Here is a 15,403-nt window from a genome sequence, read left to right as displayed (position 1 = left end):
GCGCCACAAATCACGTTTTACGTCCAGGCCAACACCCCACCCCGCCCCCGTCCCCGACCCCGGTACGCAGCCTGAGCCATTTCAGCCGTCCGGCGGTTGAGGGCCGGGGTCTGGGGCGGAGCCCCAGGGGGTCCGGGCGCAGCCCGGGACCCCTTCCAGCCCGTCCGGCGTTTGAGGGCCGGGTCCGGGCTGGCCCGGGGAACGGTGGAAGGGTGGGTAGGGGACCCAGCCCCGCAGGGCAATCGTGGTGCGGAAAGCGTGCCGAGACGCGAGTCAGGAACCGAGGAGGAACGGAAGCGATGAGCGAAGCTACGAGGGGCCGGCGGAGGTCGCCCCGCGACCTGGTGGGCGGCGCCCCCGCCGAGACGTGGAGCCTCCGCTTCGACGACCGCGAACTGACGGCCCAGTCCGGACAGAGCATCGCCGCCGTCCTCTGGTCCGCCGGCATCCTCGCCTGGCGCACGACCCGCGAGACCGCGGCCCCCCGCGGAGCGTTCTGCGGGATCGGCAGTTGCTACGACTGCCTCGTCACCGTCAACGGCCGCCCGAACCAGCGCGCGTGCCTCGTTCCCGCCCGCCCGGGCGACCACGTCACCACCCAGGAAGGGACCGGCCGTGACGACCTCGCCGTCTGACTTCCCGTCCGACCTCGCCGTCGTCGGCGCCGGCCCCGCCGGTCTCGCCGCCGCGGTCACCGCCGCCGGCCTGGGCCTGCGCGTCGTCCTGCTCGACGCGGGGGAGCGGCCCGGCGGGCAGTACTTCCGGCACCCCGCGCCCGGACTCGGCGCGGCCCGCCCCGAGGCGCTGCACCACGGATGGCCGGACTTCGCCTCGCGCGAAGCCGCCCTGCGCGCCCACGTGTCGGCCGGCCGGATCGCGTACCTTCCCCGGCACCACGTCTGGACGGTGATCCCGGGCGCCGCCTGGACCCTGCACGCCGTCGCCGGGCCCGACGAGGCCCCCGCCACGGTCCGTGCCCGCGGGGTGCTGCTCGCCACCGGTGCCTACGAGCGCCAGCTGCCCTTCCCCGGCTGGACCCTGCCCGGGGTCGTCGGGGCCGGCGGGGCGCAGGCCATGCTCAAGGGCGGGCTCGTGCTTCCGGGCAGCCGGGTCGTGGTCGCCGGGAGCGGGCCCCTGCTGCTCGCCGTGGCCGGCTCGCTCGCCGCCGCCGGAGCCCGGGTGCCGGCCGTCGTGGAGGCCTCGGCGTACACCGGCTACGCCGCCCACGTGCCCGCTCTGCTCCGCAACCCCGGCAAGCTCGCCGAAGGCGCCACGTACGGCGGGGCCCTGGTCCGGCACGGGGTCCGTCTGCTCACCCGGCACGCCGTCACCGAGGCCCACGGCACGGACCGGGTCGAGGCCGTCACCGTGGCCCGCCTGGACCGCGACTGGCGCCCGCTGCCCGGTACGGCGCGCCGCATCCCCTGCGACGCCGTGGCCGTCGGCCACGGGCTCGTGCCGCAGCTGGAGCTGGCCACCGGTCTGGGCTGCGCGACCCTCCCGAGCCCGGACGCCACCGTCGCCCTGGAGCTGGACGCCGAGCAGCGCACCTCCGTCTCCGGGATCTGGGCCGCCGGGGAGACCGGCGGCATCGGGGGAGCCCAGCTGGCCCTGGCCGAGGGGGAGATCGCCGCGCGTTCGGTGGCGGGCCGGCCGGTTCCGGCGCGCCTGGCCCGGACCCGTACGAGGCTGCGCGCCTTCGCCGCCGCGATGGCCGGCGCGCACCGTCCGGGCCCCGGCTGGACCGGCTGGCTGCGCGAGGACACCGACGTGTGCCGCTGCGAGGAGGTCCCGGCGGGCCGGATCCGGGAGGCCGTCGAAGACCTGGGGGCACGGGACGCCCGGACGGTCAAACTCCTCACCCGGGCCGGAATGGGCTGGTGCCAGGGCCGGATGTGCGGACCGGCCGTGGCCGCCCTCGCCGGGACCGACCCCGCACCCGACCGCAGGCCGTTGTCCTGCCCGGTTCCGCTCCGCCACCTCGCCGCACTTCCCCCCGAACTTCCCTGACGGGACCGCCGACAGGGCGGCCGCACCTCTTGTGGCCACGCCATACCCACTAGTAAAATGTCACACATCACCCTAGGGAGCCTTCTCATGACCCACGCGCACACCCCCGCGCCCGCCGGTACGGACACCCGCACCCGCCCCTGGCACGGCATCATGGTCGCCACCACGCTGCCCCTGCGGGAAGACCTGAGCGTCGACCACGACGCCTACGCCGAACACGTGGCCTGGCTGATCGCCAACGGCTGCGACGGCGTCGTCCCCAACGGTTCCCTCGGCGAGTACCAGACCCTCACCGACGAGGAGCGCGCCGCCGTCGTCCGTACCGCCGTCGAGGCCGCCGGCGACGGCGCCCGCGTGATGCCCGGCGTCGCCGCCTACGGCAGCGCCGAATCCCGCCGCTGGGCCGAGCAGGCCGCCGAGGCCGGCTGCGGATCCGTGCTCCTGCTGCCGCCGAACGCCTTCCGGGCCGACGCGGACGCCGTGCGCGCCCACTACGCCGAGGTCGCCCGCGCCGGCGTGCCCGTGGTCGCCTACAACAACCCCATCGACACCAAGGTGGACCTCGTCCCGTCCCTGCTGGCCCGGCTGCACGGCGACGGATCCATCGTGGCCGTCAAGGAGTTCAGCGGGGACGTCCGGCGGGCGTACGAGATCGCCGAACTCGCGCCGGGACTCGACCTGTTGATCGGCGCCGACGACGTGCTGCTCGAACTGGCCCTGGCCGGCGCCGTCGGCTGGATCGCCGGCTACCCCAACGCGCTCCCGCAGGCCTGTGCCACCCTCTACCGCGCCGCCGTCGCGGGAGACCTCGACACCGCCCTGCCGCTCTACAAGTCCCTGCACTCGCTGCTGCGCTGGGACTCCAAGACCGAGTTCGTCCAGGCCATCAAGCTCTCCATGGACCTGGCCGGCCGCCCCGGCGGTCCCACCCGCCCGCCGCGCTTCCCGCTCACCGGCGAGATCGAGGCCGGCGTCCGCGCCGCCACCGAGAAGGCGCTCGCCGAGGGCCTCAGCTAACTCAGTCCCAGAGCCGAGAAGTCGAAAAGTCCGAGGGGGACTTGATGCGCACGCGAAACGTCTATCACGCGGTGGACTCGCACACCGAGGGCATGCCCACCCGGGTGATCACCGGGGGAGTCGGGGTGATCCCCGGCGCCACCATGGCCGACAAGCGGCTCCACTTCATCGAGCACCTGGACCACCTCCGGACCCTGCTCATGTACGAACCGCGCGGCCACTCCGCGATGAGCGGCGCCATCCTGCAGCCCCCGACCCGCCCCGACGCCGACTTCGGCGTCCTCTACATCGAGGTGTCGGGCCTGCTCCCCATGTGCGGGCACGGCACCATCGGGGTCGCCACCGTCCTGGTCGAGACGGGCATGGTGCCCGTCGTCGAGCCGGTCACCACCGTCCGGCTGGACACCCCGGCCGGGCTCGTCAGCGTCGACGTCCGGGTCGAGGACGGGGCGGCCACCGCCGCCACCTTCACCAACGTCCCCGCCTTCTGCGTCGGCCTCGACCTCAAGGCCGAGGTCCCCGGATACGGCACGGTCACCTACGACCTCGCCTACGGCGGCAACTTCTACGCCTTCGTCGAACTCGACGCGCTCGGTCTCCCCTTCGACCGGGAGCGCAAGGGCGACCTGCTCGCCGCCGGCCTGGCCGTCATGGAGGCGGTCAACGCCTCGCCGGACCGGCCCGTTCACCCGGAGAACCCCTCCATCGCCGGGCTCAAGCACGTCTACCTCGCGGCCCCCGGCTCCGACGCCCGCCGCTCCCGGCACGCGATGGCCATCCACCCCGGCTGGTTCGACCGCTCCCCGTGCGGTACGGGAACCAGCGCGCGGATGGCGCAGCTGCACGCCCGCGGACTCCTGCCCCTGGACACGGACTTCGTCAACGAGTCCTTCATCGGGACCGAGTTCACCGGCCGGCTCATCGGCGAGACCACGGTCGCAGGCCGTCCGGCCCTCGTGCCCACGGTCACCGGGCGGGCCTGGATCACCGGCACCGCCCAGTACTTCCTCGACCCGTCCGACCCGTTCCCCGGAGGGTTCCTGTTGTGACCGCCGTACGAACCGTGGACTACCACACCGCCGGCGAACCCTTCCGGATCGTCGACCTCACCTCCGGCGGCGGGCCGGCCGTGCCCGGGGACACCGTCGCCGAGCGCTGCGCCACCGCCATCGGACCGGGGGGCTCGGGCACGGCCCCCCGGCGCGGCCCCCTGGACGACGTACGGCGGCTCCTGGTGCAGGAGCCGCGCGGGCACGCCGGGATGTACGGGGGCTTCGTGGTCCCGCCCGACGACGACGGGGCCCACTTCGGGGTGCTGTTCTGGCACAAGGACGGCTACTCCACCGCCTGCGGCCACGGCACCATGGCCCTGGGCGTATGGGCCGTGGACACCGGCCGGGTCGCCGCCCCGGACGACGGGGACGTCCAGGTACGGATCGACGTGCCCTCGGGGCGGGTCGCCGCGACCGTGCACCGCACGGCGGGCCGCACCACCGGGGTCACCTTCCGCAACGTCCCGGCCCGCGCCGCCGCCCGCAAGGTGCCCGTCGCCACCACCCTCGGCATGGCCGAGGTGGACATCGCGCACGGCGGGGCCTGCTACGCCTCCCTGCCCGCCCGGGACCTCGGCCTCGAGGTGACCCCGGCCTCGCTGCCCGCGCTCGTGCGGGTGGGCAAGGAGATCCGGGCCGCCCTCGCCACCCACCCCGGGACCTGGCATCCGGACGGGCCCCTGCTCTCCGGGGTGTACGGGGTCACCCTGTACGAGGAGCTTCCCGACACCCCCTTCGGTCCGCACCAGCGCAACGTCACCGTCTTCGCCGACGGGCAGATCGACCGCTCGCCCTGCGGCTCCGGCACCTCGGCGCGGCTCGCGCTGCTGGCCGAGGACGGGCGGCTGGGGGAGGGGGAGGACCTGCTGCACGAGTCGGTCGTGGGCACGGTGTTCACGGGCCGCGTCGCCGAGCGGGTGCCGCAGGGCGTGGTCACGGAGGTCACCGGAACGGCGTACCGCACGGGCGAGCACCTCTTCAGCGTGGACCCGCAGGACGCGCTCGGCGCGGGGTTCCTGCTGTGATCCCCCAGCTGTCGGGCGCCGAGATGGCCGGGCTGCTGACCCCGGCCGACGCCGCGGACGCGCTGGCCGGAGTGCTGCGCGGCGGGCTGGACCCGGAGACCTGCCCGCCGCGCAGCGCCCTGCCGGTGCCCGGCGGCGGGGAACTGCTGCTGATGCCGGCCGCCACCGGGGCCTACGCCGGTGTGAAGATCGCCGGGGTGGCCCCGGGGAACCCGGCGCTCGGGCTGCCCCGGATCACCGGGTCCTACCTCCTCCTGGACGGGCCCACCCTGCGGCCGGTCGCCCTGCTCGACGGGGCGGCGCTGACCACGCTGCGCACCCCGGCCGTCTCGGCGCTCGCGCTGCGCCACCTGGCCCCGGCCGGGCGCCCGCTGCGGCTGCTGCTGTTCGGCTCGGGCCCCCAGGCGTACGGGCACCTCGAAGCCGTGCACGCGATGCGGCAGCTGGCGGAGGTGGTGGTCGTGGCCCGTGCGGGGTCCGCGGCCGGCGCCGCCGGCGCGCGGGCGCTGGCCGCGCACGCGCGGGGGCTGGGCGTGCCCGCCCGGCCGGGGGTGGCGGCGGAGGTGGCCGACGCCGACCTGGTGATCTGCTGCACCACCTCCCGCGAACCCCTCTTCGACGGGCGGCTGATCGCGCCGGGAGCCACCGTGGTCGCGGTCGGCTCGCACGAGCCGGAGGCCCGGGAGGTGGACACGGCGCTGGTCCGGCGGGCGGCCGTGTACGTGGAGTCGCGTGCGGCGGCCCTGCGCGAGGCGGGGGACCTGCTGGTCCCGGAGGCGGAAGGGGCCATCGGCGCCGGGCACATCAGCGGCACCCTGGCCGACCTGGTCGCGGGCCGGATGCCGGGTCCGGGGACGGCGAGTTGTCCACAGCTCTTCAAGAGTGTGGGCATGGCCTGGGAAGATCTCGCTGTGGCGGTCGCCCTGTTCGAGGCGGCCGGAAGCGGTGTCCACTGAGGAGCGAGCGCAACGTGACATTGTACGCTGTTCCTCCGCACGCCGATGGTGTGAGCGGTCTCGGAGGAAATGCAATGGGTGACCTGAAGCAGCACAGTCTCATCAAGGCCCAGGAACGGCTCCGCGACCAGGTCGGCCACGCCCTGCGGGCAGCCCTGATAGCGGGTGAACTGCGCCCCGGGAGCGTCTACTCCGCGCCCGGCCTCGCGGCCGAGCTCGGCGTCTCGGCCACCCCGGTGCGCGAGGCCATGCTCGACCTGGCCCGCGAGGGCCTGGTGGAACCGGTCCGCAACAAGGGCTTCCGCATCACGGAGGTCAGCGAGCGCGATCTGGACCAGTACACCGAGCTGCGCACGATGATCGAGGTCCCGACCATCGGCCGGATCACGAAGATCGCCACGCCCGAGTCCCTGGAGGCCCTGCGCCCCATCGCGCAGGAGATCGTCACCAGCGCGCGCGAGCACAACCTCATCGGCTACCTGGAGGCCGACCGCCGCTTCCACCTCACCCTCCTGGGCCTCTCGGGCAACGACCGCCTGGTGGAAACCGTCGGCGACCTGCGCAAGCGTTCCCGGCTGTACGGCCTGACGGGCCTGGACGAGGCCGGCAAGCTGGTCTCCTCCGCCGAGGAGCACATCGAGCTCCTGGACCTGATGCTCAGCGGCGACGCGGAGGCGGCCGAAGCCTGCATGACCCGCCACCTGGGCCATGTCCGCTCCCTCTGGGCCCAGGGCCGCGACGAACCGGTGGGCCGCCCCAAGACCCGCCTGGGCACGACCCCCCTGGGCTCGGCCGGCTGACCGCGAACGGCCGGACCGGTCGGCCGAGTCGAACCGGTCCCGGCCCGGCCCGGTCCGGCCCGGCTCGCCCCGGCCCGCCCCTACTCCCAGCCCGACGCCGCTCCCGGAGTGGAGCCGCGCCGCTCTTCGGCGGCCCGGTCGAGTACGGCGCGCATCGCCTCCGGGGGCAGGGAAGGCGAGGCGGCGGTCGCCTGGGCGACGAAGGCCGACCCGTCACCGAGCAGGCGCAGCAGGGTGCGGGCATCCGTGCGGGGGTCCTCGGCGACGGCCCGCCGGACGGCATCGTCCTGGTCCGCCGCCAGCCGGTCGCGCAGCTCCGCGGGCAACTCGGGGTCGCGCAGGGCCAGTACGCGCATCCGTGCCTCCGGGTCGGTGGCGAAGCGGCGGAGCGTCCCGGGCGGAAAGGCGACGTGGTCCGCGGGGCGCTGCGGGGACCCCTTCATCGGGACGTGGCGCCGCTCGATGTCCTCGGCGAGCGCCAGGTCCACATCGGGAGTGCCGCGCAGGGCGGCGAAGCGGACCGTCGGATCCTCGTCGGCGAGCATCCCCTTCAGGACGGCGGCCGGCAGCCGCCCGCTGCGCGCCGCGGCACGCCGCATGCCGACGTAGGGCGAGTTCGCGTGCGGGGCGGGGTCGTCCGTGACCCAGGGGTAGGAGTCCAACTCCAGGAAGGTGAGGCTGATTTCACAGAAGACGTCTTCCTCTTCCGCCGCATGCCAGTCCTCCTCGGCCCGGAGGGCTCCGGCGGTCAGCCACGCGTGGATCTCCGTCCGGAGCGCGGTCGGGGTGTCATCGCGGACGAAGATCTTCCCCCGCACGGCAGGACTCGGGTCCCGGGCCAGCGCGTCCCGCAGCTCCGCCGGCAGCGCCGGATGGGCCGCGAGCTGCACGCGCACCTCCTCGTCGGGGTCGGCGGCCAGCCCGGCGGCGGTGTCCGGGTCCAGTTCGAGGTGTCGTACGACACGCTCGCGCGTCACCGGGTCGGCCAGCAGCCCGGCGTGCAGGTCGCGCGGCGGCCGGTGTCTGCAGGCGGCCGAACGCACCTTGGGGTCGGCGTCCGTCAGCAGCCCCCGGAGCAGCTCCTGCGGCAGCCGCGCCCCGCGCGAGGCCGCCGCCCCCCGCACCCCGGCGTCGCCGTCGGCGGCCAGGGCGGCCAGGAGCCCGGCCGGCAGATCGGGCCGCCCCGCGAGGGCCACCCGTACGGCGGCTGCCGCGTCGGCGGCGAACCGCTCCTGCCGGCCCGCGCGCGCGGACTCCCGCCCCGCGCGCACCGCACGTACCTCCGGATCCGGATCGGCCGCGAGCCGCGCGGCGAACTCCGGCGGCAGCGCACGGACGTGCGCCAGCGCCTCGGCCTCCCCGCGCGCCAGGAAGGCCTCGCACAGGGCCGGGCCCGGCGCGAACCCCTTCCGGAGCGCCAGCCGGAGCGGCGCCATGGCGTACGGCAGGAGCCGCGCCGCCAGCTCCTCGGGCAGGGCGGTGTTCCGCGCCAGCCCTTCCAGTACCGCCGGGAGGTGGCCGAGCTCGGGCAGTCGTATCGGATCCATGGCGGCAGCATAGGAGGGCGGCCGAACACCCCGCTGCCCGCACTGATTTGGATACGGCTGGATAACGGTGGGTCCCACCGGGGTCCAACCCCTTGTCAGTACAATTTCACATTACTATGTTACCGGTCACATCATAGAGCGCGGCCCTTCACTGGAGTGACCCATGACCAAGCGCACCCAACTCGCCCTCGCCACCGCTCTGGTGGCCGCACTCGCACTCGGCGCCTCGGGCTGCTCCGACCCCAAGAAGGGCTCCGCCGCAGGGGCCGGCGCCTCCAACCCCGCCTCCGCCAACGACGGGAAGATCCTCGGCGGCACACCCGTCAAGGGCGGCACCCTCACCGTCCTGTCCAACCAGGACTTCGCCCACCTCGACCCCGCCCGCAACTGGGTCATGCCGACGATGGACCTCGGCACCCGCCTCCTCTACCGCACCCTGGTCACCTTCAAGGCCGAGCCGGGCAAGGCGGGCAGCGAGCTCGTCCCCGACCTCGCCACCGACCTCGGGACCCCGTCCAACGGCGGCAAGACCTGGACCTTCACCCTGAAGGAAGGCGTGAAGTACGAGGACGGCTCGCCCATCAAGGCCCAGGACATCAAGTACAACGTCGAGCGCTCCATGGCCCCCGACCTCACCGGCGGCCCCGACTACGCGGCCCAGTACCTCGCCGGCACCGAGGGCTACAAGGGCCCGCTCCAGGGCAAGCACCTCGACTCCGTCAAGACCCCCGACGACCGCACGATCGTCTTCGAACTGAAGCGGCCCGTCGCCGAGTTCTCCGCGACCGCGACCCTCCCCACCTTCGCCCCGGTCCCCGAGTCCCAGGAGAAGGGCACGCAGTACGACGCCCGCCCGTTCTCCTCCGGCCCGTACAAGATCGAGTCGTACGACCGCGACAAGAAGCTCGTCCTGGTCCGCAACGAGCACTGGGACCCGAAGACCGACACCGTCCGCAAGGCCTACCCGGACAAGTTCGTGGTCGTCATGGGCCTCAAGGGCGGCCAGATCGACGACCGGATCATCGCCGGGGAGGGCGCCGACGCCTCCTCCGTCCAGTGGTCCGACATGCGGCCCGAGAGCGCCCCCAAGGTGCTGCCCAAGGCGGACATCAAGTCGCGGCTGCTCGCCGAGTCCCAGGGCTGTACGGAGATGCTCCACCTCAACAACTCCCGCGCCCCCTTCAACGACCCCAAGGTCCGCGAGGCCATGCAGTACGCCGTGGACAAGGAGGCCGTGATCACCGCGGGCGGCGGGCCCGCCCTCAACGAGATCGCCACCGCCTACCTGCCCCCGGCCATGTCCGGCGGCAAGCAGGCCGACACGCTCAAGATCGCCCCCTCCGGGGACCCCGCCAAGGCCAAGGAACTCCTCAAGGCGGCCGGCAAGGAGACCCTGAAGGTCTCGCTCTCCGTCTCCACCGGAGACAAGGGCAAGGCGGAGGCCCTTCAGCAGGGCCTGGCCCGTGCCGGCGTCGAGGTCGTCATCGACACCGTCGACCCGGGCGCCTACTACGACGTCATCGGCGACCTCTCCACCACCCCCGACATGTCGCTCGCCGGCTGGTGCCCCGACTACCCCTCCGGCTCCACCTGGATCCCCTTCGTCTTCGACGGACGCACCATCAAGGAGAAGGGCAACCAGGGCAACAACGCCCAGTTCCGCGACGACGCCACGATGAAGCGGATCGACGAGATCAACGCCATGGCCGACGCCAAGCAGGCCAACCAGGCCTGGATCGACCTCGACGCCGAGATCATGAAGAAGTCCCCGGCCATCCCCCTCCTGCTGGAGCGCAAGCCGCTGCTCGTCGGCACCAACATCGCGGGAGCCTTCGGACACCCCGTCTGGGTCGGCCAGATCGACTACGCCACCGTCGGCCTCAAGGACCCGTCGAAGAGCCAGGGCTGAGGACGCGGGGGCCCCTGACACCATGACCACCACCGCACCGGGCGCTGCCGGACCGGGCGCCGCCCGACCGGCAGCCCCGGACGGCGCACCGGCCGGGACCGTCCCCCCGGGCAGCAGCCCCTGGCAGCTCGCCCGGCGGGAACTCCGCCGCCGCCCCGCCGTCCGCGTCAGTCTCTGCGTCGTCCTGCTCTTCGTCCTGATGGCCGTCACCGCCCCCTGGCTGGGTGAGCTCGGCGGCTGGTCACCGGACGAGTTCGACAAGTCCGCCATCGACCCCTACCTCGGCGGCCAGCCACTGGGCTCCTTCGGCGGGATCAGCCCAGACCACTGGCTCGGCGTGGAACCCGTCAGCGGCCGCGACCTGTTCGCCCGCGTCGTCAACGGCGCCCAGGTCTCGCTGCTCATCGCCTTCGCGGCCACCGCCATCGTGGTCATCGCGGGCACCGCCGCCGGAATCGCCGCCGGCTACTTCGGCGGCCGCACCGACACCGTCCTGTCCCGCCTGATGGACCTGACGATGTCCTTCCCGTCCCTCATCTTCATGATCGCGATGCTGTCGGTGGCCAAGGACGTCAACCGCATCGTCCTCATGACCGTCGTCATCGGCGTCTTCGGCTGGCCCGGCGTCGCCCGCGTCGTCCGCGGCCAGGCCCTCTCGCTCAAGCACCGCGAGTACGTGGACGCCGCCCGCGTCGGCGGGGCGAGCTCCTGGCGGATCCTGACCCGGGACATCCTCCCGGGGGTCTCCGGCCCGGTCATCGCCTACACCACCCTGCTCATCCCCGGCATGATCAGCACCGAGGCCGCGCTCAGCTACCTCGGCGTGGGCGTGCGCCCGCCCACCCCCTCCTGGGGCCAGATGATCGCCGAGTCCGTGGCCTTCTACGAGACCGACCCCATGTACTTCGTCATCCCGAGCCTCTTCCTCTTCCTCGCGGTCCTCGCCTTCACCCTGCTCGGCGACGCCCTGCGCGACATCCTCGACCCGAGGGGCGGCCGGACGTGATCCTCTACCTCGCGCGCCGCCTCCTCGCCCTCGCCGGTGTCCTGCTGGCCATCGCCGCCGTCACCTTCCTCATCTTCTACGTCCTGCCCTCCGACCCGGCCGCGGCCGCCTGCGGCAAGACCTGCAGCGCCGAGCGGCTGGCCGACGTACGCGCCTACCTCGGCCTCGACCGGCCGCTGTGGCGGCAGTTCGGCGAGTTCCTCACCGGGATCTTCACCGGACGCACCCTCGGCACCGGCCAGTACGCCGTCCAGTGCGACTTCCCCTGCCTGGGCTACTCCTACGAGAACTCCCTGCCCGTGTGGGACCTGCTGATGGACCGGCTCCCGGTCTCCGCCTCCCTGGCGGTCGGCGCAGCCGCCCTCTGGCTCGTCCTCGGCCTCGGCGCGGGAGTCACCGCAGCCCTGCGCAAGGACACCGCCACGGACAAGGTGCTCATGGTCGGGGCCGTCGCCGCCGCCTCCCTGCCCGTGTACTTCACCTCCGTGATGCTCATCTACGGAGTCATCCGCGTCGCCGGGCTCCTGCCCTACCCCGCCTACCAGGCCTTCAGCGACAACCCGCTGGCCTGGGCGAGCAACCTGCTCCTGCCCTGGACCGCGCTCGCCCTGCTCTACGCCGCCATGTACGCCCGCCAGAGCCGCGGTTCGATGATCGAGGCGATGGCCGAGCCGTACATCCGTACCGCCCGCGCCAAGGGAATGCCCGAGCGCACCGTCGTGGTCAAACACGGACTGCGCTCCGGGATGACCCCGATCCTCACCATCTTCGGCATGGACCTCGGCGGCCTGCTCGCCGGCGCCGTCATCACCGAGTCCATCTTCGGACTCCCGGGCATCGGCAGGCTGTTCTACGGGGCCCTGGTCAGCTCGGACCAGCCCGTGGTGCTCGGGGTCACGCTGCTGGCCGCCTTCTTCATCGTCGTCGCGAACCTCGCCGTCGACCTCCTGTACGCCGTCATCGACCCGAGGGTGAGGTACTGATGACCCCTCCGACCGCCCCACCCCTGCTCCAAGTGCGGGACCTGCAGGTCACGTTCACCACCCCGCGCGGCACCGTACGAGCCGTCGACTCCATCGACTTCACCGTCGAGGCCGGCCGCACGCTCGGCATCGTCGGCGAGTCCGGCTCGGGCAAGTCCGTCACCTCCCTCGCCGTCATGGGCCTGCACCGGGGCGCCGAGATCAGCGGCTCCATCGCGCTCGACGGACAGGAGCTGACCACCAAGTCCGAGAAGGAGCTCTCCAAGCTGCGCGGCCGCAAGATGGCCATGATCTTCCAGGACCCGCTGTCCAGCCTGCACCCCTACTACACGGTCGGCGAGCAGATCTCCGAGCACTTCCGGGTCCACTTCCGGGCCGGCCGGGCCGCCGCGAAGCGGCGCGCCGTCGACATGCTCGGCGAGGTCGGCATCCCCGAACCCGCCCGCCGGGCCGGGGAGTACCCGCACCAGTTCTCCGGCGGCATGCGCCAGCGCGCGATGATCGCCATGGCGCTGGCCTGCGAGCCCGACCTGCTCATCGCCGACGAGCCCACCACCGCGCTCGACGTCACCGTGCAGGCACAGATCCTGGAACTGATCGCCGGGCTCCAGCAGGACCGCGGACTCGGCGTCGTCATGATCACCCACGATCTGGGCGTGGTCGCCCGGGTCGCCCACGAGGTACTCGTCATGTACGGCGGCCGGGCCGCCGAACAGGCCCCGGTGGACGATCTGTTCGCCGACCCGGCCCACCCCTACACCCGGGGCCTCCTGGACTCCCTGCCCCGGCTGGACGACGGCGACGACGAGCCGCTGCGGGCCATCCCCGGCTCCCCGCCCTCGCTGCTCGCCCCGGCCCCGGGGTGCGCCTTCGCCCCGCGCTGCGTGGTGTCCGCCGCGGGCGGCGAGGAGGACCGGGAGCGCTGCGCCACGGTGCGGCCCGAGCTCAGACCGTACGGCGACGCCGGACGCGAGGCGGCCTGCCACTTCGCGGGCCCCGTCCGGGAGGTGGCCCGATGACCACGGCGAACGAAACGGGCCCCCGCACCGCCCGGGTACCGGCGGCCCGCGGCGAGGCCGGGACCCCGCCCCCGCTGCTGCGCGTGCGCGACCTCACGATGGCCTTCCCCGGCAGACGCACCGCGACCGGGCGCCGGGGGGCGCCCGTGCGCGCCGTCGACGGGGTCTCCTTCGACCTGGAGGCCGGCCGGACCCTGGGCCTCGTAGGGGAGTCGGGCTGCGGCAAGTCCACCACCGGGCGGATGCTGGTCCGGCTGCTGGAACCGACCTCCGGAAGCGTGGAGTTCGACGGCAGGGACATCAGCCGGCTGTCCCAGCGCGCCCTGCGCCCGCTGCGCCGGAACCTCCAGATGGTCTTCCAGGACCCGCATTCCTCCCTCAACCCCCGCCAGACGGTGGCCCGGATCATCTCCGACCCGCTGCTGGTCCAGGGGGCGGGCGCGGCGGACGCCCGCCGCCGGGCGGCCGAACTGATGGAGCTCGTCGGACTGATCCCGGAGCACATCGACCGCTATCCGCACGAGTTCTCCGGCGGCCAGGCGCAGCGCATCGGCATCGCCCGGTCGCTGGCCACCAACCCCCGGCTGATCGTCGCCGACGAACCGGTCTCGGCCCTCGACGTCTCCGTCCAGGCGCAGATCGTCAACCTGATGGAGCGGCTGCGCGCCGAACTGGGCCTGGCCTACGTGTTCATCGCGCACGACCTCTCGATCGTCAAGCGGGTCAGCGACCGGGTCGCCGTCATGTACCTAGGCCGGATCGTGGAGACGGGCGACAAGAAGTCGCTCTACGAGAACCCCCAGCACCCGTACACCAGGGCGCTGTTGTCCGCCGTTCCGCTGCCCGACCCGGCGGCGGAACGGCGGCGCGAGCGGATCGTGCTGCTCGGCGACCCGCCGAGTCCGGCCGCCCCGCCCCCGGGCTGCACCTTCCACCCCAGGTGCCCGGTGGCGCAGGAGATCTGCCGCACCGAACGGCCGCTGCTGCGGACGGTCGCCTCCCGTGAGGTGGCCTGCCACATGGCGTAGCCGCGCCAGCCCGGGGGACCGGCGGGGAACCCGGGTACGGGGAGGGCCCCGGAGCGATGACCTCGCTCCGGGGCCCTACTGCTCCAGCCAGGCCGGGTCCGCGAAGAGGGCCCGCACCTCGTCGACCAGCCGTGCCGTGTGGAAGCCGTCCGCGGCGGCGTGGTGCACCTGTACGGCGAGGGGGAGCAGGGTCCGGCCGTCCCGCTCGGTGTAACGGCCGAGGGTGAAGACCGGCGCCAGGTGGTCCCAGTTGTCCCCGATGGTGAGGTTGAACCCGGTGAAGGATGCCCAGGGCAGGCTCGACACGTCGAACGCGTCGGCCGGAGGCTCCCCTTGGGGGAAGAACTCGGTGGCGCGGCCGTGCTCCGCCAGCAGGGCGGCGGCCACCTCGTGGAACGCGCCGAAGTCGGGGTCGTGGGGTGCCCACACGGTCGCGAACGTCTCGCGCTCCGTGTTGAAGACCGTGAAGGCCGGGTGCACGACGGGCCAGACGGCGGGTTCGCCCGACGCGGTCAGGCACATCCTGAACTCCTCGTGCCGGTTGACGACCGTCGAGAGCGCCCAGATCTGCGCGACGTAGGTCTTGCGCCGCGATGCGCGCAACGCCGCCGCGAAGGCGGTGACGTCGAGCTCCACCGTCATCGAGTACGTGCACGGAACGAGCCGCCGGTAGTGCTCGAAGTGCTGCCGGCGCGGCCACGTGTCCAGGTCGATCGGAAGGGGAGCGTGCATCGGGCCAGCCTGGCAGACGCGCGGATGCCCCCGGTATCGATTTCCGGGCCCGCGGGCTTCCGGGGGTCCTGCCGTGGGGGGGCCGGCGCGGGCCCCCCCCCCCCCCCCCCCCCCCCCCCCCCCCCCCCGCGGGGGGGCAAACCCCCCCCCCCCCCCCCCCCCCCCCCCCCCCCCCCCCCCCCCACACCCCCCCCCCCCCCCCCCCCCCCCCCCCCCCCCCCCCCCCCCCCCCCCCCCCCCCCCCCCCCCCCCCCGCCCCCCCCCCCCCCGGCCGCCAGGGGCGCGCCACCCCCGGGCCGGCGGCCCCCGCCCCCCCCCC

Annotated in this window: 14 protein-coding genes; 12 read left to right on the top strand and 2 right to left on the bottom strand. The window is 73.8% G+C overall.

What is annotated here, in order from left to right:
• Positions 1 to 299: 299 nt before the first annotated feature.
• The 7 genes from ACFYYB_RS42045 to ACFYYB_RS42015 all read left to right on the top strand — a co-directional run bounded on the left by ACFYYB_RS42045 (position 300) and on the right by ACFYYB_RS42015 (position 6,860).
• The gene (locus ACFYYB_RS42045; RefSeq protein ID WP_389444008.1) at positions 300 to 635 is read left to right on the top strand and encodes a (2Fe-2S)-binding protein; all 336 of its coding nucleotides are present in this window, start codon (positions 300 to 302) and stop codon (positions 633 to 635) included.
• Entirely contained in the window at positions 616 to 2,010 is a 1,395-nt protein-coding gene (locus ACFYYB_RS42040; protein ID WP_389444006.1) for an NAD(P)/FAD-dependent oxidoreductase, read from the top strand. Before ACFYYB_RS42045 ends, ACFYYB_RS42040 begins: the two co-directional genes overlap by 20 nt.
• Before the next feature lie 87 nt (positions 2,011 to 2,097).
• The gene (locus tag ACFYYB_RS42035) at positions 2,098 to 3,027 is read left to right on the top strand and encodes a dihydrodipicolinate synthase family protein (RefSeq protein WP_327303914.1); all 930 of its coding nucleotides are present in this window, start codon (positions 2,098 to 2,100) and stop codon (positions 3,025 to 3,027) included.
• A gap of 44 nt (positions 3,028 to 3,071) precedes the next feature.
• Complete coding sequence (locus tag ACFYYB_RS42030) at positions 3,072 to 4,076, top strand: proline racemase family protein (RefSeq protein ID WP_389444004.1); 1,005 nt, start codon at positions 3,072 to 3,074, stop codon at positions 4,074 to 4,076.
• The gene (locus ACFYYB_RS42025) at positions 4,073 to 5,104 is read left to right on the top strand and encodes a proline racemase family protein (protein WP_389444002.1); all 1,032 of its coding nucleotides are present in this window, start codon (positions 4,073 to 4,075) and stop codon (positions 5,102 to 5,104) included. The genes ACFYYB_RS42030 and ACFYYB_RS42025 overlap by 4 nt, the downstream gene beginning before the upstream one ends.
• 23 nt (positions 5,105 to 5,127) lie before the next feature.
• The gene (locus ACFYYB_RS42020) at positions 5,128 to 6,060 is read left to right on the top strand and encodes an ornithine cyclodeaminase family protein (protein WP_389444010.1); all 933 of its coding nucleotides are present in this window, start codon (positions 5,128 to 5,130) and stop codon (positions 6,058 to 6,060) included.
• Positions 6,061 to 6,134: 74 nt separating this feature from the next.
• On the top strand, positions 6,135 to 6,860 hold the full coding sequence (locus tag ACFYYB_RS42015) for a GntR family transcriptional regulator (RefSeq protein WP_327303910.1): 726 nt from the start codon (positions 6,135 to 6,137) through the stop codon (positions 6,858 to 6,860).
• Positions 6,861 to 6,940: 80 nt separating this feature from the next.
• Here the strand turns inward: ACFYYB_RS42015 and ACFYYB_RS42010 are convergent, their stop codons facing one another.
• Positions 6,941 to 8,407, bottom strand: a complete 1,467-nt coding sequence (locus ACFYYB_RS42010) for a hypothetical protein (protein ID WP_389444000.1) — start codon at positions 8,405 to 8,407, stop codon at positions 6,941 to 6,943.
• A gap of 163 nt (positions 8,408 to 8,570) precedes the next feature.
• Here ACFYYB_RS42010 and ACFYYB_RS42005 point away from each other — a divergent pair, with 163 nt between their 5' ends.
• Genes ACFYYB_RS42005 through ACFYYB_RS41985 form a run of 5 tightly spaced genes read left to right on the top strand, consistent with a single transcriptional unit; the run spans position 8,571 to position 14,352 of the window.
• Entirely contained in the window at positions 8,571 to 10,316 is a 1,746-nt protein-coding gene (locus tag ACFYYB_RS42005; RefSeq protein ID WP_389443998.1) for an ABC transporter substrate-binding protein, read from the top strand.
• Between the two features lie 22 nt (positions 10,317 to 10,338).
• Positions 10,339 to 11,322: an ABC transporter permease gene (locus tag ACFYYB_RS42000; protein ID WP_389443996.1), complete on the top strand. Its 984-nt coding sequence runs from the start codon at positions 10,339 to 10,341 to the stop codon at positions 11,320 to 11,322.
• Complete coding sequence (locus ACFYYB_RS41995; protein ID WP_389443994.1) at positions 11,319 to 12,305, top strand: ABC transporter permease; 987 nt, start codon at positions 11,319 to 11,321, stop codon at positions 12,303 to 12,305. Before ACFYYB_RS42000 ends, ACFYYB_RS41995 begins: the two co-directional genes overlap by 4 nt.
• Positions 12,305 to 13,324 (top strand): ABC transporter ATP-binding protein, encoded by a 1,020-nt coding sequence (locus tag ACFYYB_RS41990; RefSeq protein WP_389443992.1) that lies wholly within the window; start codon positions 12,305 to 12,307, stop codon positions 13,322 to 13,324. The genes ACFYYB_RS41995 and ACFYYB_RS41990 overlap by 1 nt, the downstream gene beginning before the upstream one ends.
• On the top strand, positions 13,321 to 14,352 hold the full coding sequence (locus tag ACFYYB_RS41985) for an ABC transporter ATP-binding protein (protein WP_389443990.1): 1,032 nt from the start codon (positions 13,321 to 13,323) through the stop codon (positions 14,350 to 14,352). Before ACFYYB_RS41990 ends, ACFYYB_RS41985 begins: the two co-directional genes overlap by 4 nt.
• A 75-nt stretch (positions 14,353 to 14,427) precedes the next feature.
• On the opposite strand, the gene catA is transcribed toward ACFYYB_RS41985, so the two are convergent.
• Positions 14,428 to 15,084: a type A chloramphenicol O-acetyltransferase gene (gene catA / locus ACFYYB_RS41980; RefSeq protein ID WP_389443988.1), complete on the bottom strand. Its 657-nt coding sequence runs from the start codon at positions 15,082 to 15,084 to the stop codon at positions 14,428 to 14,430.
• Between the last annotated feature and the right edge of the window lie 319 nt (positions 15,085 to 15,403).

The organism is Streptomyces sp. NPDC002886 (genome assembly GCF_042888445.1).
Lineage (GTDB): Bacteria > Actinomycetota > Actinomycetes > Streptomycetales > Streptomycetaceae > Streptomyces.
The sequence above is the reverse complement of the archived record's forward strand: the minus strand, read 5'-3'. Positions and strand labels throughout refer to the sequence as shown.